We start from the raw sequence: 19563 nt of genomic DNA on the forward strand, positions 1-19563 counted from the left end.
TTCACGGCGAGCCTCAGCAGTATCTTCACATACACCGACCGCAGGTCATTGGAACCACCTTTGTCAGAAGATAACTCACTTTTGTCCGTGCGACCTGAAGTCGTATGAAGCGTTGTTCACCACGGTAAGAGTGAACCATCTGTATCACCAGATGACCCTAAGACTCTGAATAAAGTAGCGAGTCTGACAATGTAACGATATTTGGCTTATGTCAAATGGGAACTGAATCGTGAGAGGACGTTCTTCCTGATAACCACAATCGGGTAAGTGCTAGGGTGTCAGTATGATGAACGTATGTGAATCCATGTAAGGTGCGTTATATGAGAAACAGCGGAAGTGGTTAATACGCTGTGGCCAAAAGGCACGAGAGTTGGAAAGAGATTGGACAGTGCTCTTTCGTGATCAAATAACTCTCCGCACTATAGTGGGCATCTAACCTGACGTTGCGCGACATACGGAACAGGGTAAGCCTGTATTGCTCCCTTTGGGGAAAGTGGCCTGCGAAGGCTACTGATAGTGATGTAGGTAAAGGAGGCTGGAAAAAGCGAAAGCCGTGTTGTAATGATGCGGATACAGGTTGTTATCTGGCGCGAAAGCGAGCTGACTTCTAGCTGGTCTCCCGTTGCAAGATGATTTGAAGAACTTTATTCAAGGAGAAACGCAAATGATGGCTTCAATCGAAGTTAGTGCATCTCCTAACAGCGCTCAATGGCAATCCATTAACTGGAAAGCGGTTAAGCAACATGTATTAAAGCTTCAAATGCGCATTGCAAAAGCAACCCGAGAAGGTAAACACGGTAAGGCGAAAGCGTTGCAGTGGATATTAACTCACTCTAAATCAGCAAAATTGCTTGCAGTTAAAAGAGTTTCTCAAAACAAAGGCAGCAAAACACCTGGAATCGACGGCATCATCTGGAACACCGATGTCCGGTGTATGGCGGCGGTCAATCAACTGAGCAGAAAAGGCTATCATGCCAAACCGCTCAGGCGGATCTACATCCCCAAGAAAAACGGCAAACTCAGACCTTTAGGCATTCCCTGCATGATAGACAGAGCGCAACAAGCGCTTCATCTTCTCGCCTTGGAGCCTATTTCAGAAACGGCAGCCGACCTCAATAGCTATGGCTTTCGACCTAACCGAAGCGCAGCAGATGCAATTGCACAGTGCTTCAAATGTTTGTGTATGAAGCGCTCTAGTCAGTGGGTTCTTGAGGGAGATATCAAAGCCTGTTTCGATAAGATTGGTCATCAATGGCTCATCGATAACATTCAATTAGATAAGCGAATGCTGAAACAATGGCTTGGATGTGGTTATGTTGATAAAGGATTGTTCTACAAAACAGCAGAAGGAACACCGCAAGGCGGGATAATCTCCCCAACGCTGATGTTACTGACGCTGGCTGGGTTAGAACAGTTGGTTAAGTCTATTGCTTGTAAAACAGGGAATAGAGTCAACTTTATCGGGTACGCAGATGATTTTGTTATCACAGGTTCTTCGAAGGAAGTGCTCGTCAATGAAATCAAACCGCAACTCATTGGCTTTCTACAGGAAAGAGGCTTAACACTCTCTGATGAGAAAACGCACATAACTCATATCGATGATGGTTTTGACTTTCTGGGATTCAATCTTAGGAAGTACAAAGGCAAACTGCTCATTAAACCGAGCAAGAGTAACGTTCTATCATTTTTGAGTAATCTACGTGAATTCATCAGAAAACATCCAACAATCCCCGTTAACGATTTAATCAAAATATTGAATCCGAAACTGAGAGGATGGGCGAACTATTATCGCCACAGTGTTGCAAAGCAAGTTTTCGGTTATGTAGGCCATCAACTTTTCTGGCTGTTATGGCGATGGGCGGTAAGGCGTCATCCAACGAAAAGTAAGGACTGGGTGAGGCGTAAATATTACATGAATCGCATAGGTGGGTGGCAATTCCATGGCTGGCAGAAGATTGCCAACATGGACTGCCATTTTAATCTGGTTCAGATAGCTCAAACGCCGATAAAAAGACATGTGAAAATCAGGAGCGCAGCTATACCTTACGACCCCGAATACGAAGCTTACTTAAGTAAGCGGAAACGGGCAAAGGAAGGCAGAAACTCTTGGTTTGATCCTGTTTTGGCTGCTATGTAGGGTGCTGGGTAACAGAATACGCCTTTGTGGAGGCTTGAGCCGTATGCAGTGAAAGTTGCACGTACGGTTCTTAGGAGGGTGGCACTTGGTAACAAGTGCCGCCTATCCGACAAAAACGAGTTAGCGACTAAAGTAGACTTACTCGTTATTCATCTGATTTGGGCTGTGCAAGCTTCTAAATCATGGATGATTTAGCAGAGCCTATAGGGATATATTCACGGCGACTTGCAAAAGCTTAATCCAGCTGAATGATGCTTGGCTGCTTAACCTCGATACTGTTCTTTAGACTCCCCAGGCTACCTCATACCTGTGCAAAAATGGTTTATCATTTAGGTTAAACGCTACTATTGAAGCAATTAATACCTCCTAAATTTAATAAAAAAGCCACCTCGCGATGGCTTTTTTATTCTCAAGCGGCGAATAGACTATTTTGGTAAGTCTGCTTGATGGGCATTAATAAATGTATCCATATTGGCCTGTGCCCTTTGTTGTGCACAGGCTAGCGTGTCATCTGCATTCATAGTTTCAACCACTTCGTAGTAACACTTAATCTTTGGTTCTGTACCTGATGGCCTCACAATCACTCTACCATCATTATCGAGGCGGTAGATAAGCACATCACTGGCGGGCAAATTAATGGCTTCTTCGCTGCCATCGGCAAAAAGGCGTTTGCCAATACTGATATCATCGGTTGATACCACTTTATGCCCCGCGATTGCTTGTGGCGGGTTATCACGCAGATAGGCACCAATATTAGGTGTGGTCGGTTTTAACGCGATACTCACTTGGCTATTAAGATGGAAACCATGCTGCCGATAGATTGACTCCAACCTGTCCCAGATAGTTTGTCCTTTGCTAGCAAGTTCTGCGGTGAGCTGGGCGAATCCAACCAACGCCGATAAACCATCTTTATCCCACACCATAGTGCCGAGGGTGTACCCGAGTGCTTCTTCATAGGCAAACAGGAACTGATTATCATCTGTTTGCTCGCTCATACCCACATTGGTTAACCATTTAAAGCCAGTGAGTGTGGTTCTGCAAGTTGCATCCATGCTGTCTGCAACTTTTGATAATAGGCTTGATGACACAATCGTTGTGCAGGTTAGCCGCTGATTATCGCGAGCATGTGATAACAAATAATGGCCAAACAAGACACCGACTTGATCGCCTGTGAGCATTTGATAGTTGTCATCAGTGTTGCGCACGGCAACCGCAAATCGGTCTGCATCTGGATCGTTAGCACAGGCAAGCATCGCGTTATGCTTTTTCGCCTCTGCGATGACTAAATCCATCGCCCCTTTCTCTTCAGGGTTAGGAAAGTTCACCGTGGGAAAATCTCCATCAGGCTGCGCCTGCGCTGCAACCGAATAGACATTGTTAAAGCCAGCATCTTGCAGCACATTTAACGCCATCTCATTACCCACACCATGCATTGCAGTGTATGCGAGGCTGACTTGTGCAGGTTCGGTGTTAATCTGTAGCACGGGGGACTGATGCACCCCATCACGATAAGCCTGATAGAATTCATCGCCTAAGATCTGTAACCCCCCACCCATTAAAGCCTCATCTAACGTGGGCAGCTTTATTTGCTCTGTGGCCGACTTTTCAATACATGCGGCAATCCCGCTATCATGGGGTGGAATAATTTGCGCGCCATTACCCCAATAAACTTTATAGCCGTTATATTGCGGTGGATTATGGCTCGCGGTCACCACAATGCCCGCTCCCGCACCAAGGTGCAGCACACCAAATGCCACCAGTGGCGTGGCTGCTATCTGTTTGGTCAGATACACTTTAATACCCAGTCCACACAATACACTGGCAGCATCTTCAGCAAACTGTTGTGAATCGTGGCGACCATCATAGCCAATGACTACGCCGCGAGTAGCAATATCACTCACCTGCGTCTTCAAATAGGCTCCCAAGCCTGCAGATGTTTGCTGCACCACTAAACGATTCATCCGAGTCGGCCCCGCGCCAACTACGCCTCTAAGGCCTGCGGTACCAAATGCCAAACGCCCGACAAAGCGCGCGGCTATAGCTTCATTGTCATTGGCGTCAACCAAAGCCTGTAGCTCTGCACGCATTAATGGGTCGGGATCATTGTTGAGCCAGTTTTGCACTCTAAACTTTAACTGCGTATCCATGATTCACTCCAGTTTTTACCCGCTAAATAGCCGCACTGATTAACATCATATCAATGTCGGTTACTGCAATTGAAAACGATTAAGATCCACATTAAGCCTAGCTCATAGCGAGAACAAGATAATTTGCATTAAAATTTTTACATCTAGCCAAATGGCGTAATACTGTATGCTCAGCTGCCAATGTTCTTTACAAAACTCTTGCGACAATACTCTCGTATTAGGCACATTGATAGATAGGATATATAGAGGTCGCAGCGCTTGCATTAGTTAGTGTAAAATGGCTAGCCAATCTTTAAAGACTAATGTAATCAAGCCATGAGCCTGCAAAAAACTGAATGCCACATCAAAGTCGTCGATCCGCAAATTGACGCGGTCAGCCTGTTAGCCAAGCAAACAGGTCTAAGCAAACAGCTAGTCAAGCAGGCGATGCAAAAAGGCGCGGTTTGGCTCACTCACGGTAAACAAACCAACCGATTAAGGCGAGTAAAAAAAGTGCTTAGTCAAGGCGATGAACTGCACCTTTATTACAATCAAACTGTACTCGATGAAAGCGTACCTAATGCTGAATTACTATTTGATGAAGGGCAATACAGTGTCTGGTATAAACCGTTTGGTATGCGCTGCCAAGGCTCAAAATGGAGCGATCACACCACGATAAACCGCTTTGCAGAGACTCACCTTGAGCCAGCTCGTAGCGCTTATATTATCCATAGGCTTGATCTCGCTGCAACCGGACTGATTGTGCTAGGCCATAGCAAAAAAACCACCGCTGCCATTGCTAAATTGTTTGAGACTCGCGCTTTAGATAAATATTATCAAGTCATTGTCGAGGGTGAATTTCCAGACTCAAAAGTGACGATTGATACCGACGTCGACGGTAAATCAGCATTATCCCACGCGCATCTATTAGAGTACAACGCCGAGTTAAACCAATCCAAAGTACAGGTAAAAATTGAGTCAGGTCGTAAACATCAAATACGGCTGCATATGGCAAGCGTTGGTCATCCTGTTATTGGTGACAGACTGCACGGTAATGGCAATGAATCGACGCCCAATTTACAGCTCACCTCATGTTACTTAAACTTTATCTGCCCAATCACCCATCAAGATAAGGTGTTTGAGCTACCTCAAGCTTATCGACCTCACTTTCAAACAAGTTGATAAAACTAAGGCCACGGCTATTAAGCAGTGGCCTTTTCTATTATAAAAACTTAATCAAGTATCATTGATGGACATCAGTTAGCCATTATTCATTACCGTCTTCACACTTGCCTGCTATACGTTTCTTGCCTGAAAACATCGCTGAAATAATCCCTGGGTTGATGAAGCAACTCAGCAAAAATCACACCGATGACATGCATGAGTATCAGCAGCATTAACAGATAAACACTGTACAGGTGAATATCGCCAGCAAGACTTTTATAAGGCTTGATGTTGGCCTTTTTATCTAAATTCACCCCAGTATCGTCGTATGCTTTTATGGTTGTCGGGTCAACAGTATCCGCAGCGATATAACGAGTAACAGCACCACCAAATGGCGGGTAATAGATATCAGTACCAGCGCGCATTAACCCAGTTACCATGATTACAACCAACAAAGCCATTATCGTAACCACGGCAAACTTGCCGATAGGATTATGCCCAAGATACTGAGGGTTTTCACCGATTTTTAAGCGTTGCTTATAAGCGGTAACCTCGCTGATTTTTGGACGCATACTGGCAAACTTAGCAAAATGGGTCCCCGCAAACCCCCACACCAACCTAACGAGAAGGTTAATGGCAAACAAATAGCCAATGATAGTGTGTAACTCTTTCAGTTTGATCTTTGCAGGTAGGCCGCTGATCCCAAGTTCAGACTTAAACAGCATAATTAATCCAATAAACATGAGTGCTGTAATAAGGATGACATTAATCCAATGGAAAATCCTAACTGGTTTATCCCAAACTCGATACTCTACGACTCCAATTTCCGCTTTGTTATTATTAGTTTTATGACTCAAATTGTCGTTCATATAACTTCTAGATCCCCTAGCCTTTTAAAATGGTAATAAAGGTAAATCAACCGCGAATTTACTCATGTTGTAAAACCACTATTTCAGTGACTTTATTGCTAACTAATTGATACCAAGTTGCTACCAAATTAAAGGTAACAAAAAAGTCATTATAAACCTGAAAATTTAAGTTTCAGTTAATATTCATTAATTACCCCGCACATTCCCCCGCTAAGTAAAATAGAATCAATACACCCACAAGCCTTACGCATAGGGGGGTTAAGGGTTATTGAATTATAAAAATCAATAATATCCACAAGTGACAATGCTCACATAAATTATCAACAGCAGAATCAAGTGCTCAGATAACAACCGATTAAAATTGCTATTGATAGCAATTCTCATTAGCATTCGCACCCAGAAAGCAAACCTCTACAACATAATTCAATTAACTTTAGCCTGCGCTTAACATTTGATACGGAACATCGAAATTAGCTTACGTAAGAGCTGTCGTCGCAAAGAGCTATAAAGGCATGACCACATGAATACTCAAGTAAAGCTAATTTCCGCGCTAGTAACAGGCATTTTATACTCAGGTTCAGCACTCGCAACCACTGTTGATGATACCAATATCGAAGTCATCACAGTGACTGGGCACCAGCAGCATTACAAAACCGATCAAGCCCATGGCGCGATGCGATCAGACGTATCTTTGCTAGATACTCCCCAATCTGTAGTCGTCATTCCTAAAGAAATCATGGACGATCAGCTAGTACGCACACTCGGTGATGCGCTTAAGAATGATGCCAGCATTTCAATTGGTCGAGTGACCACCGACAGAGAACGCTTTAGTTTGCGTGGCTTTAGTTTGGATGAAAGTACTAACCTGCTCAAAGACGGCCATCAGCATTTTGCTAAGTACCGCTTGCCGATGGCATTGGTTGAAAATGTTGAAGTATTAAAAGGGCCATCAAGCTTGCTATACGGCCAGTCAACACCTGGTGGTCTCGTTAATTTAGTGACAAAAAAACCAACTTACGATTCGTTTTTAACCTTAGGCATTAAGGGTGATGAAAACGGCTCGATTCGAGGTTCACTCGATGCCGGTGGCAGCTTAAACGAGGAACAAACTATTCGTTATCGTGCGGTTCTTGAAAAGGAGCAGAACAAGAACTGGCGTGAGTACCAAGATGGCAGCGCACAGGAAAGTGACTTCCTCGTTGGTAGTTTAATGACTGATTTCGATCTTAGCGATGATCTCACGCTATCGCTACACTACGACAAATCAGATGAATTAGCAGGCCAAGACAGCGGTGCGTTAGTCGACGAGAACGGCGATGTAGTTGGTGGCGACGAAATGATTTGGGACATGCCTTGGACTAAAATTGATGCCCAAAGTGAAAACTATGGCGCCGACCTACGCTACCAACTGTCTGATGATTGGGAGTTTGCAGTAGGTTACAACAAGCAGCACAATGAACGTGAACGTTGGGAAAGCAAGCCACAGACTAGCAGTTACGATCCAGACACTGGCAGCTATAAAAATAAGCCTTACAACAAGCTTGAAGATTGGCAGCAGCAGGCATTTTACTTCGACTTTGTTGGCTCTATTGAACTCGCTGGCATGCAACATGACCTGCTATTTGGCGGTAACTATGTTGACCATCAATACAGCTCACTCAAAGTGAAAGGGAAAATGGACAACGGTAATATCAACACCGGTGTTATTGTGCCTCAGCCAGACTTAGATTATGCCGATGCTAAAGCCTCTAGCGAAGACTACCAATACTATGGTGTATTTGCTCAAGATCTGATTTCACTCACCGATGAATGGCAAGTATTACTGGGCGTGCGCTACGATCAGCAAGACAAAACCGATGCCGACAGCAATTCAGTCTTACCCAAATTCGGTGTTATCTATCACCCGGTCGACAATGCTTCTATTTATGCAAACTACAGTGAGAGTTTTGAGCCACAAGGCAGCATACTTGACGATGAAGATGGCAGCTATGGTTTAGAGCTCGACCCAATTAAAGGCAAAATGGTTGAATTGGGCACTAAATGGGAACTGCTATCGGGAAGAATCCGCTTAAACGCTGCAGTGTTTGATATCGAACGAGAGAATATTCTAACGAATGCAGGAACCTCTGATAACCCGATTACCACTCAAGGCGGCGTACAGCGCCATCGTGGATTCGAGTTTGGTGGCATGGGGCAAATAAACGATGACCTCTCTTTAATTACCTCGTTAATGTATCTCGATGCGGAATATAGCTCACACGATGAATTTGAGGGTAACCGCCCTGAAGATGTACCTGAATGGACGGCTTCAATCTGGGCTAAATATTCAGTCACTGACAGACTAGCCGTAAACTTAGGCGCATTTTACGAAGGTGAACGTTTTGGTGATGCCGCGAATACTTTTGAAAAAGATGCATATACTCGTGTTGATACCGGAATTAGTTACGCCATTCCAGTGGCAGGCCAAGATCTACAGCTAAGAGTTAACGTCGAAAACCTATTTGACACGGACTACCTAGGTGGCGGTGAAAATGGTGAGGTGAATGTGGGTAAACCAAGAACGGTTAAGTTTGGCGTAAGTTATACTTTCTAAATTTTAAGTTTCCCAATTAGATATTTTAAAGCCCAGGCTCAAGTCTGGGCTTTTTGGTTACAACGGTAACGGGTATTCTGTTACCTTCCACCAGCTAAATCAATAAATGACCCTGTCACATAGGAAGCAGCATCTGACAGCAACCAAGCAATTGCTTCGGCCACTTCTTCAGGGGCACCACCACGCTGCAGTGGAATTTGCGACGCTAACCTTTCGACTCTATTGGGCTCGCCGCCATCGGCATGCATCTGAGTATGAATAAAGCCTGGCCGCACTGCATTAACGCGTATTCCGTCAGCAGCCAACTCCAGAGATAAACCTTTGGTCAATGAATCCATCGCACCTTTTGATGCGGCATAATCCACGTATTCATTGGGTGCACCACTTTTTGAGGCACCAGAGGAAACATTAACAATGGCACTGCCAGCTTGCATTGTTTTAACGGCTTCTCGACAACACAAAAAACAGCTACTGACATTGGTATTCATCACAGTATTAAAACGCGCTAAACTCAGATCCACTAACCTTGATTGGGTGAAAAGGATACCAACGTTATTGACTAAGTGCGACACCGCGCCCAGCTTCAGCTTAGTTTCAGCAAAGAGCCTAACAACATCGGCCTCTTTTGATACGTCAGCTTGAATGGCAATAGCTTGTCCACCCGCGGACTCAATATCGGTGACAACCTGCTTTGCAGCTTCCAATTGCTTATGGTAATTGACGCACACCCTATACCCTTGCGCGCCCAATAGCTTAGCGGTTGCAGCACCAATCCCCCTGCTAGCTCCCGTCACTATTGCCACTTTATACTGATTTTTATTGTTATTGGTATGAGTCATCAACACTCCTAGGTATTAGCTGAAGCAAGCGCTTTTACTGGCATTACCGCTTTTGACATCATGCTGTAAGCTTGAGGGTTGCCATCGATACGGAACATATCTGCTATTTCACCACACTTGGTAAAACCGCTGCGCTCATAGAGTCTGCAGGCCACTTGATTATTGGATAATACCCACAAGTCGATATATTCAATATCGGTATGGGCTGCCGTCCAGTTAAAAATTGACTCTATAAGTGCATTCCCGAGTCCTTTACCACGAGCAGCGGCATCAACCCCCATACCTAATAAAGCTCGGTGAGCGGTATGTTCTTCAGCATGAGCGCGTATATCAATATGACCAACGATATTACCGTCAATAAATGCTAATAACAGTTTACGCCAACCTTGCTCACCCATTTCAGTTGCTATCCCGTGTGTGAAACGAGATTTCATCGCGTCACTCAAGTAAGACTCTGTACGAGACATAGGCTGAAATACGGCTGCACCGTCGACACCATTTTCCGCTAGTTGACGAGAGAGGTAGCTAAAAAATGCATGCATGTCCTTTTGTTCAGCTAATCTTATTTGCAAGGTGTTACTCCCTATATACACTTTCCATTTCATCTTTGTATTCGGTTGTATATTATTGTTTATTAATTGAATCCATCCGTTAGTTAACTGCGACTAGGCTCAAAACCGTCATAATGAGGTAGTTGTGCATCCAACTCATCCCAATTGGCTTTAGATGTCACAAAGTTGTGCGAGATAGGCCGCTCAGTAATATCTGACTCTATAATCCCTAATCGCACCCTAACTCGGCCAGGATCTTCAGCGTTCGAGCTATAAACCGGCGAGCCACAATACTGACAAAAATGACGCTGACGGCCTGGTTTAAATGAGAAGCTGGTTAATGAACTAGCCCCTTTAGTTATGGCAAAGTCAGTCGCGGCAACAAATCCATTGGTCGCATAGGCCGTGCCGCTATTTTTACGACAAAGTGAACAGTGGCAGTGAATAATTTCACTTATTTCACCACTAATGGCCACGTTAACTTCACCGCATACACATTGTCCTGAGTACATACTCTTTTCTTATCCTTAATAAACGAGTTTAAAAATCAGTTGGTTATTTTTGCTTGTTGTAACGCAGTAATATCAGCGTCAACTATGGCCTCTAAGTTGATGGTAATTTTCTCAGCAGTCCAATCCCACCAAGCAATATCGACAAGTTGCTCAACAATATGTTGCTCAAACCTGAGTTTAATAAGTTCAGCGGGGTTACCGCCGACAACGCCATACGCAGGTACATCTTTAGTTACCACCGATTTACTGGCGATAATAGCACCATGGCCAACCGTGACCCCAGGCATAATCGTCGCGTCATAACCAATCCACACATCATGGCCAATTTGTGTATCACCTTTAAAAGGTAAATCCCCCTCTTTAGGCATCACCTTTTCCCAGCCATTAGAGAAGATCTGAAACGGATAGGTCGAAAAACCAGACACTTTATGGTTGGCGCCATTCATAATGAACTTGACGTCTTTAGCAATAGCGCAAAATTTGCCAATAATCAGTTTGTCACCAATAAATGGGAAATGATAAAGCACGTTATTCTCAAAATTCTCAGGGCCATCGGGATCGTCATAATAGGTATAATCTCCTACTATGATGTTGTCGCCCTTAATATAGTTTTTTAAATATCCCACTTGCGGGAAGCCTTTCATCGGCGATTTATCATCGGGATTTGGCCCAAACATAAAGACTCCTGCTTTCTATTTTTTAACCGTTATCGATTGCACTCATTAGTGGGGCATAGCACTAAGCTCTGCAACTAAAAACAATGTCTTGCTTCGCATCTAACCACATTGGATATTGCGTCATCACCTTACTAAACATTCGGCTCTGCAAATAGCTATTTAACCACTGCCTTAGCTTGGGATATGGTGCTTGCAGATACCATTGCCGTTCTACTCGACCAAACTGGCGAATAAACGGCACTAACGCTAAATCGACCAAACTAGGTTTATCTGACATCAAGTATTGATGGCGGCAAAGTCGTGATTCTAAATCTACAAGATAGCGCTCACATTGCATTCTATCATCCATGAGCGATGGTTCATGATAGCGTTTTGAGCAGCGGTATTTCTCTAGATGCCCTTTAAACTCATTATCAAATAGGCTTATCAATAGCAGCATATCAGCGAGTGCATTTGGTCGGTCAGCCCCGAGATAATTTTGAGGATCGGACTGGGTAAATGCCCACAACATGACCGCTAAGCTCTCATCAATAACCTGGTTGTCAGCGGTGACAAGCACTGGCACCGTCCCCTTAGGTGAAGCCTGTAGCATTTCAGCGGGCTTATCACTAAGCACTATGTCTCGCAGGTGTACTTGCTGACCAGAGGCGTAAATAGCCATTCTAGCCCGCATTGCGTAGGGGCAGTTTCTTAAGGAATACAATACAGGTAATGCCATGATTTCACTCATTGTTGCTCAACTAGCTCCATTAGAGAATGTGAATAATTTACTTTAACGATATTCATTAGCAAAATATACGGGTAACATCCCCCCATAAAATTGCTAACAACAAGTGGTAACCATGGATCCAAAGATAGAATTATTAGCACCAGGCGGAGATATTGATGCGATTAAAGCAGCTATTATTGCTGGAGCCGACGCGGTTTATTGCGGCTTAGACACCTTTAATGCGCGCAACCGTGCAGCTAATATTTCCTTTGATGAACTGGTTGGCATCATTCGGCTCGCCCACCAATATCAGTGCGAAATATTCCTCACGCTGAACATTGTGATTTTAGAAAACGAGTTTAAAACCCTTGCAAAGCTACTGAGCAAACTGGTTAACACCACCTTAGATGGCGTGATAGTGCAAGATATCGGCATGTTCCAGCTGATTAAAAAGCACTTTCCAACATTAGATGTGCACGCATCGACTCAGTTAACCACCCATAACGCTGGGCAGATCCCGTTTCTTAAAAAGCTTGGCGCTTCGCGAGTTAACTTGTCGAGAGAACTCAACTTACGTGAAATTACGGCGTTAACTGCAACGGGTCGTGAGCATGACATTACCACCGAGGTGTTTGTTCATGGTTCACTTTGTATCGCTTTCTCGGGGTTATGCTATTCAACTTCGGCCAGTGTCGGTAATTCAGGCAACCGAGGCCGATGCAGTCAAGCGTGTCGAGAAGAGTACGAAACCACAGAGTCAGGACATAACTTCCCGCTAAATATTAAAGATAACTCGGCCTTTTTTGATCTACCCGCATTAATAGAAGCTGGCGTTCACTCCTTTAAAGTGGAAGGTCGCATCAAAGGGGCTAGTTACGTTCACACTGTGATTGATAGTTTCCGAAGACAGATAGATGGTTACCTGAAAACCGGTGAGCTACTTGAAGATGGCGAGCGCCTCTATAAAGTGTTCAACCGTGATTTAACTAACTCTTTTCTAAAGGGGGACCTAAATCAATCGATGTTTATCGATAACCCGCGCGATAATTCAAAGAATCACCTTAAAGACAAGCTGACACAAAACGGCACCCAGTCGATTTCGGTGGTGCAGATCCATGATGCAGAGCAAACACTGCAACAGGAAAAAAGCCAAATTCAAGCAAGCGTCGATGATAAGATCAAACACTTGAGTATCGCTAAATTGCCACTAACTTTAGCTTTCTCTGGTCAAATAGGCGAGCCGTTATCAATCACGGTTAGCACTCAAGATTTTGTTGTCGGGCAAACTCAGTTAGTCGACAAAACCTTTATCGTTCAAACTCGTAGCTTACTCAGCAGCAGTGATGATGCCAGCATCGATATTAGTGCGATAGAAAAGCGTTTTAAGAGCTTAAACAATGCAGAGTTTGAGCTTACACTGCAAACTGAAGCGTTAGCAGCAGGCTTGAGTGTTCCATTCAAAGAGTTAACCACCTTGAAAAAACAGCTGTTGTTAACCCTTAATCACGGCAAAGCAGTATTACCTGCCGTAGAGCTACCAAAATTAGAGAAACATCCAAAGCCTGTGGGTGAAGCCCCTAAGTTATCGTTACTTATCTGTGATGAAGCTGATATTGCCCTTGCCGAACTGACTCATGCCGACATTTACTTTAAGCTGCCTGATGCCTATAAGCGCGGTTGTACTAAGTATGTTGATTTCTTCAAGCAAAACCCAAGACTCATCCCTTGGTTTCCATCGGTATTAATTGGTAAAGACTACGACGTTGCATTGAACATTTTGGAGCAGGTACGACCGCCGTTGATCGTGACTAATAATACTGGTATTGCTCATCGCGCCTACGAGTTAGGCGTAAAATGGATTGCTGGCCCATTTTTAAATACTACCAACTCCTATGCGTTGCTAGCGATGCAGGAGCAGTTTGATTGCCACGGCGCATTTATCTCTAATGAGATCAATCAGCAGCAAATCAAGCATATTGCGCGGCCAGCCAATTTCAAAATGATGTATAGTATCTACCACCCGATCTTACTGATGGCCAGCAGACAGTGCTTTTTCCAACAAAGTGTTGGCTGTGAGAAACCCCGCATCGACAATGGTTGTATGCTCTCTTGTGATAAGTCCACCAGCATTACTAACCTTAAGGGTGATGAATTTGCCATTGATAAGCAAAAGGCGGGTTATCCGAGTATCTATAATCAAGATCAGTTTTTAAATACTGAGATTATTGACGATTTAGCCCACCTGTTTGACGGCTTTATGGTTGATCTCACCAACATAGGTGCTGGTGACAAACCATCTCCTGATAAAGCGCTGTTAATTAGCCAGTTTGAACAACTACTTTCGGGCGATAACACTGCGGTAGCGACACTTGATAGCATGGTGGCGCAATCAACAGTACAGCAGTACCACAACGGATTATAAATTAATTCTAAATAGCGTCTGGCTAACTGTCGGGCGCTCATTCTGTAACCGCTGAGCGTGCAGGTTTAAGCGCCAGATTTACGCTACCAATTCGTAAACTCTCAGCCTCCCACAGGAATAGCAATAACTTAAACTCTCTAATCTAATCAAAACCTCCTTTCACAATAATGTTCCATATCATCGTGGTTATTTTCTGCTAACAATCAGCCAATAATCAGCGATAAGCATTTAAAAACACATAAAAAAAGAGATATTGACCTATAAAATAACCAAAAGTTGTAACCAGAAAGCTAGCATATTGAATAAAATATGTAATATTTGATTGGTTTTTAACCAGAAAGGTTAAAAGCTAATCGCCTTTCTCTTCGTGGTTGGATTTTAAGGAGACGAGGCATTGTCAATGACAACGATGTCAATTGTTTCAAGATCTAATTGGGAAGGAATAACATGAAAAAGAAACACCCTGTTACGCGCTATAGAGCATTGGTTTTAATGACACTTCTTGCCGGAAGCAGTGTTTACGCAACCCCCGCCGATACAGCCAATATTGAAATTCAAAGCTCATTTCTAAAAAATATGGTTGCGCGCGCTGACTTTATCTTCAAAGGCTCACTCGTCGACATCAGTGAGGGGCTGTCTATTGAAGAGATCCCCTATACCTTTGTGACCTACAACATTAGCGAGGTGATAAGCGGCAATTATGCTGGCAATAGCATAACGCTTAAGTTTGTCGGCGGAGAGTTTCCTAATGGCAACATACTCACCGCCACCAACACTCCAGAGGTCACACTTGGTGAAGAGGCCATACTTATGGTGCAGCAGAGCCAAAACACCGGCTGTGACTTTGTTGAATGTGAACATGGGCGCTTTGTTATACAACAAGGAAAAGTGATTGCGGCAAACGAATCTGCAATCATCATCGATGATAACGGCGGTGTCGATTATATCTCTGCTGCAGCACAGTTAAGTGGCGAGCATAAGTCTAGCTTGGCCAAATCAAACGTGACTAAATTTACCAACCACCTTAAAAGCCTCGTTGGCACGAAAGCATTTACTGTGAACAGCGTACAATTAAGCGTTACCGATACAGATAGAAAAGCATCCTTTAATGCCTACCCTGCATTAACTCGCGCCTCCGCAGCTCCTAATGTGCCGCAATCAGCAACAAAGCAACAAAATGGTTTTACCGCTACGTCTCAAACGGCAAGTGCACACGATCAATGGGAAATGGAACAACTGGAACAGAACAATGGCAACCCGGTATTAAATTCCAGCAGTCCCTTTAAGTAAAACCGATCTCACTGACAACAATACTTTGCTTAAATTCTATTTGAGGACGAATAATGAGAATTAATAAATTAGCAGTAAAACTGGCCGTAGCAACCATTTTAACCCTATCCAGTAGCCAAGCCATGGCTAGTAAATATTGGACAGATTGCAACAACAATACGCCAAGAAAATGGCCGGGAAGTGGCTTTACATTTAACGCAAATCCAGCAGGCTTTGATGGCCAATATGCATTTTGGCGCACCTCTTTTGCCACCGCATTGACTCGCTTTAACGACACACCAGTCAATCTTACCGTGAATGTCCGTTTAGATAATGACACCAGTGTTGGCGTAGGCAACGGCGAAAGTGAGATCTGGTGGAACGATGCAGGAAACTCAGCCACAGGCTACAATATCACCAGCCCATGTGGCACTACGATTGAAGGCGATATCGTTTTCCATAATACCGTCTCCTATGATGACAGCATGGACAAAAAAGCCAATTTTTGGAACTATGGCGGCAACAGCCGTACCTTTGAGTCAACGGCGTTACATGAAGTCGGCCACACTGTTGGATTAGCCCATGAAAACCGCTATTACAACATTATGGGGACCGACTATACGCATTTACATACCACTGGCGAAAATGCGTTAAGATCCTACTTAGGTGAAGATGCCGTCAATGGCTTGATTGCACTTTATGGTGGCAGTAATAGAGAAGATCTGTCGGTGGCAGCATGGCGTCATGTAGGCTCATCAGGGGCATACAGCACCCACGGTCGAACACGACTATTCAATGGCAACGGTACAGTGCTAAATTCAAGTAAAGTCTCCTCAAGCTGTACCCGCTCTCACTGTGAATTACGTTATAACGTTGAACTTGGTGAGACAATTCAATACGAAATGACGCTAGAAAACAATGGTCGTAATAGCCAATCTGTTGCCTTGGGGTACTACATATCTACCAACGCAGCGATCACCACGACTGATACGTTGATCAGCACTGACAACGTCACAGTGACTCGCAACACCCCAGACACCGTAAGAAAAACCATCACGATTCCGAATAATCTCACCCCTAATACCGACTATTACCTTGGTGTCATCATTGATAATAGTGACTCCGTATCGGAGTGGACCGAAAAAAACAACACCAGCTATATGCATATCCGTACCGGCTCGGCGACGCAAAGCCAAGCGCCAACAGCTGAAGCAAATGGCCCCTATAATGGCTCAGTCAACAGTGCCATTGCATTTTCGAGTTCCGGATCTAACGACTCAGATGGCAGCATAGCGTCATACAATTGGAACTTTGGCGATGGCAATAGCAGTACTTCAGCCAACCCTAATCATAACTACAGCGCTGCGGGCTCATATACGGTTAATTTAACCGTTACCGATAATGACGGCCTAACAGCAACGGATACAGCGACAACAACGATTACAACCAACCCTGGCACTGCTTATTGTACTTCTTCCGGAGGCGGCAACTATGAGTGGATAGCAGGGGTAGCTGTAGGCGGCGTTAACAATAGTTCTGCAAAAGGAGGTTACAACGATTACACAGCTCAGGTCGCCAATTTGAATAGCGGTAGCAACAGCGCGACGCTCACTCCGGGCTTTACCAGTGGCGCTTACACCGAGTATTGGTCTGTCTGGATAGATTTCAATAAAGATGGAGACTTTACTGATTCTGGCGAGCAGCTGATAAATGGTCAAAGCAGTAAAGCGGCTATCAGCGCCAATCTCAATATTCCAACATCTGCTGCAGGAGTTAATGGTGCTCGCATGCGAATTGCAATGAAATATGGCTCTGCAGCGAGTTCTGCTTGTGAAAATTTTGCCTCCGGAGAAGTTGAAGACTACAGCGTAAACATAGTTGGCAGTGGCGGTGGAAATCAAAGCCCGATTTCCAATGCAAATGGCCCTTATGCTGGTAATGTTAATACCAACATAAACTTCAACAGCAATGGTTCTGCTGATACAGATGGTAGCATTGCCGCATATAGCTGGAACTTTGGCGACGGCAATAGCAGTACCACCGCAAACCCAAGCCATAGCTATTCAACAGCGGGATCATACACGGCTGTGCTAACCGTTACCGACAACCAAGGAGCGAGTTCAACTGATTCAGCGACGGTTACGATCTCAAGTAGTACGGGTGGTTCCCTTGAAAATGCTTGTACGACAGAAGGAGCAACATCAGCGCAAAGTTTAGCCAGTGGCGACGCCATTTGTGTACCTAATGCTTCGGCTAGCACAAACATCCAGTATTACTATATCTATGTCGATGCAGGAACCAATAGCATTGAGATAGAAAGTGATCATGGCACTGGTAATGCTGATATCTATTACAAAGCTGGTAATTGGGCGACAGCATCAAGTTATGATCAGCGTTCAAGCAACTCAGGGAATACCGAATCAATAACCGTAAGTAATCCAACTACTGGCTGGCAATACATTACTGTTATAGGTGCTAGAACGGGGATGACGCTAAAAGTTACACTTAAGTAATACTCGGGAATTATGGTTTTTAATGAAAAGTAACGCCTAAGCCAGAGTAGCCCACCCTACTCTGGCTTTTTTAAATCCTCACAATCACTTCCTAACTAGGCTCATCCTTTCTGTTTAAGTTATACACCTTGTTTTATCCTCACATTCCTCATAGAGTAATCAGAGAGTTACATCTCGTTCTGACACACAGTAAAGGTAGCCATTTTTGTGGACAAGATAACGTTAGTCATCGACTTTTTTCTAGAGCATAAACTCCTATTAACGGTGTTAATCATCGTACTTATCTCGCTGGTGAAGCGTTTTATCATTTCACGGATTAGAGGCGACGTCGCTTTTCTATCTGATGTACAACGTAAATGGATGTCACGCACCAAAAACAGCACCTTTTTTATCATCGTCATGCTTTTATTCATGCTATGGCAAACCGAAATAAGCAAGTTTGCCCTGTCAGTTACCGCGATTGCTATCGCATTCGTGGTCGCCTCTAAAGAGATCATTCTTTGTTTTACTGGTTCAATTCAGCGCGCAAGTTCTCGCTCATTTGTGATCGGCGATTGGATTGAAGTTGGCAAGATTTGCGGTGAAGTGATAGAACACAACCTAATGGCCACGGTGATTCAAGAGATCGATTTGCACCACGGCCAGTACCATTTCACCGGAAAGACGGCGACTTTGCCTAACAGCATGTTTTTCACCTATGCCGTAAAAAATCTAAACTTTATGAAACGCTATGTTTACCATAGCTTTAATATCACAGTGGTGGAATTTGTTAATCTTTACCCGCTATTCCCAGCACTTACCAGTCAAATAGAGCAGCATTGCGAAGACTTTAATGAAGTTGCAAAGCGGTACAACAATATCATTGAAAAACATGCTGGTGTAGATCTACCCGGTAGTGAGCCGCATATCCACGTCAACAGCGGTCCCGCAGGCGAGCAACTAGTGCATATCATGATTTTCTGCCCGACAGAGCGAGCCGTACACCTTGAGCAACAGATAAGAGAAGACTTCATGATTGCCTACCATCAAGCTTTTAGCCCAAAGGAACCACATACTGAACAATCAGCGATTACTGAATAGACTTTATGACTATTGTTACCCTATACAACAAAGGTATAGTGATCAGTCTTTATACCTATCAGTATAAAGATTTGATCGCTCAGCGAGAGTTTAACGGCTTTG

Annotated in this window: 13 protein-coding genes and 1 pseudogene; 7 read left to right on the forward strand and 7 right to left on the reverse strand. The window is 44.1% G+C overall.

What is annotated here, in order from left to right; translation table 11 throughout:
- Positions 1 to 664: 664 nt before the first annotated feature.
- A complete protein-coding gene (gene ltrA, locus SWP_RS14795; RefSeq protein WP_020913350.1) occupies positions 665 to 2137 on the forward strand; it encodes a group II intron reverse transcriptase/maturase in 1473 nt (490 codons plus the stop codon).
- A gap of 425 nt (positions 2138 to 2562) precedes the next feature.
- Here ltrA and SWP_RS14800 read toward each other — a convergent pair whose 3' ends face one another.
- Positions 2563 to 4284, reverse strand: a complete 1722-nt coding sequence (locus SWP_RS14800; protein WP_020913351.1) for a phospho-sugar mutase — start codon at positions 4282 to 4284, stop codon at positions 2563 to 2565.
- A gap of 315 nt (positions 4285 to 4599) precedes the next feature.
- Here SWP_RS14800 and SWP_RS14805 point away from each other — a divergent pair, with 315 nt between their 5' ends.
- A complete protein-coding gene (locus tag SWP_RS14805; protein WP_020913352.1) occupies positions 4600 to 5445 on the forward strand; it encodes a pseudouridine synthase family protein in 846 nt (281 codons plus the stop codon).
- Positions 5446 to 5530: 85 nt separating this feature from the next.
- On the opposite strand, the pseudogene SWP_RS14810 reads toward SWP_RS14805, so the two are convergent.
- Positions 5531 to 6296: pseudogene (locus SWP_RS14810) on the reverse strand (cytochrome b/b6 domain-containing protein).
- Between the two features lie 520 nt (positions 6297 to 6816).
- On the opposite strand from SWP_RS14810, the gene SWP_RS14815 reads away from it, so the two are divergent.
- Positions 6817 to 8889 carry a TonB-dependent siderophore receptor gene (locus SWP_RS14815; RefSeq protein WP_020913355.1) on the forward strand — a complete coding sequence of 691 codons (2073 nt, stop codon included), beginning with the start codon at positions 6817 to 6819 and terminating at the stop codon, positions 8887 to 8889.
- 80 nt (positions 8890 to 8969) lie between these two features.
- Here the strand turns inward: SWP_RS14815 and SWP_RS14820 are convergent, their stop codons facing one another.
- From SWP_RS14820 to SWP_RS14840, 5 genes are all read right to left on the reverse strand, one after another.
- Positions 8970 to 9728, reverse strand: a complete 759-nt coding sequence (locus SWP_RS14820; protein ID WP_020913356.1) for a glucose 1-dehydrogenase — start codon at positions 9726 to 9728, stop codon at positions 8970 to 8972.
- A gap of 8 nt (positions 9729 to 9736) precedes the next feature.
- Positions 9737 to 10300, reverse strand: a complete 564-nt coding sequence (locus tag SWP_RS14825) for a GNAT family N-acetyltransferase (protein WP_044555967.1) — start codon at positions 10298 to 10300, stop codon at positions 9737 to 9739.
- An 83-nt stretch (positions 10301 to 10383) separates the two neighbouring features.
- On the reverse strand, positions 10384 to 10791 hold the full coding sequence (locus SWP_RS14830; protein ID WP_020913358.1) for a GFA family protein: 408 nt from the start codon (positions 10789 to 10791) through the stop codon (positions 10384 to 10386).
- 35 nt (positions 10792 to 10826) lie between these two features.
- Complete coding sequence (locus tag SWP_RS14835; protein ID WP_020913359.1) at positions 10827 to 11468, reverse strand: Vat family streptogramin A O-acetyltransferase; 642 nt, start codon at positions 11466 to 11468, stop codon at positions 10827 to 10829.
- Between the two features lie 61 nt (positions 11469 to 11529).
- Positions 11530 to 12198, reverse strand: a complete 669-nt coding sequence (locus SWP_RS14840) for a glutathione S-transferase (RefSeq protein WP_044555968.1) — start codon at positions 12196 to 12198, stop codon at positions 11530 to 11532.
- Positions 12199 to 12310: 112 nt separating this feature from the next.
- Here SWP_RS14840 and SWP_RS14845 point away from each other — a divergent pair, with 112 nt between their 5' ends.
- The 4 genes from SWP_RS14845 to SWP_RS14860 all read left to right on the forward strand — a co-directional run bounded on the left by SWP_RS14845 (position 12311) and on the right by SWP_RS14860 (position 19461).
- On the forward strand, positions 12311 to 14599 hold the full coding sequence (locus SWP_RS14845; RefSeq protein ID WP_020913361.1) for a peptidase U32 family protein: 2289 nt from the start codon (positions 12311 to 12313) through the stop codon (positions 14597 to 14599).
- A gap of 447 nt (positions 14600 to 15046) precedes the next feature.
- Positions 15047 to 15889, forward strand: a complete 843-nt coding sequence (locus SWP_RS14850; RefSeq protein ID WP_020913362.1) for a hypothetical protein — start codon at positions 15047 to 15049, stop codon at positions 15887 to 15889.
- A gap of 53 nt (positions 15890 to 15942) precedes the next feature.
- Positions 15943 to 18381, forward strand: a complete 2439-nt coding sequence (locus SWP_RS14855) for a PKD domain-containing protein (RefSeq protein ID WP_044555969.1) — start codon at positions 15943 to 15945, stop codon at positions 18379 to 18381.
- A 207-nt stretch (positions 18382 to 18588) separates the two neighbouring features.
- Positions 18589 to 19461, forward strand: a complete 873-nt coding sequence (locus SWP_RS14860; RefSeq protein WP_020913367.1) for a mechanosensitive ion channel family protein — start codon at positions 18589 to 18591, stop codon at positions 19459 to 19461.
- Positions 19462 to 19563 lie beyond the last annotated feature (102 nt).

It is taken from the genome of Shewanella piezotolerans WP3 (assembly GCF_000014885.1).
GTDB classification, from domain to species: Bacteria; Pseudomonadota; Gammaproteobacteria; order Enterobacterales; family Shewanellaceae; genus Shewanella; species Shewanella piezotolerans.

Excerpts from the sequence above, each read along its gene's own strand:
- SWP_RS14835 (WP_020913359.1), bottom strand. The coding sequence starts at position 11,468 with ATGTTTGGGCCAAATCCCGATGATAAATCGCCGATGAAAGGCTTCCCG.
- SWP_RS14820 (WP_020913356.1), bottom strand. The coding sequence starts at position 9,728 with ATGACTCATACCAATAACAATAAAAATCAGTATAAAGTGGCAATAGTG.
- SWP_RS14830 (WP_020913358.1), bottom strand. The coding sequence starts at position 10,791 with ATGTACTCAGGACAATGTGTATGCGGTGAAGTTAACGTGGCCATTAGT.
- SWP_RS14805 (WP_020913352.1), top strand. The coding sequence starts at position 4,600 with ATGAGCCTGCAAAAAACTGAATGCCACATCAAAGTCGTCGATCCGCAA.
- SWP_RS14855 (WP_044555969.1), top strand. The coding sequence starts at position 15,943 with ATGAGAATTAATAAATTAGCAGTAAAACTGGCCGTAGCAACCATTTTA.
- SWP_RS14850 (WP_020913362.1), top strand. The coding sequence starts at position 15,047 with ATGAAAAAGAAACACCCTGTTACGCGCTATAGAGCATTGGTTTTAATG.
- ltrA (WP_020913350.1), top strand. The coding sequence starts at position 665 with ATGATGGCTTCAATCGAAGTTAGTGCATCTCCTAACAGCGCTCAATGG.
- SWP_RS14815 (WP_020913355.1), top strand. The coding sequence starts at position 6,817 with ATGAATACTCAAGTAAAGCTAATTTCCGCGCTAGTAACAGGCATTTTA.
- SWP_RS14840 (WP_044555968.1), bottom strand. The coding sequence starts at position 12,198 with ATGAGTGAAATCATGGCATTACCTGTATTGTATTCCTTAAGAAACTGC.
- SWP_RS14845 (WP_020913361.1), top strand. The coding sequence starts at position 12,311 with ATGGATCCAAAGATAGAATTATTAGCACCAGGCGGAGATATTGATGCG.
- SWP_RS14800 (WP_020913351.1), bottom strand. The coding sequence starts at position 4,284 with ATGGATACGCAGTTAAAGTTTAGAGTGCAAAACTGGCTCAACAATGAT.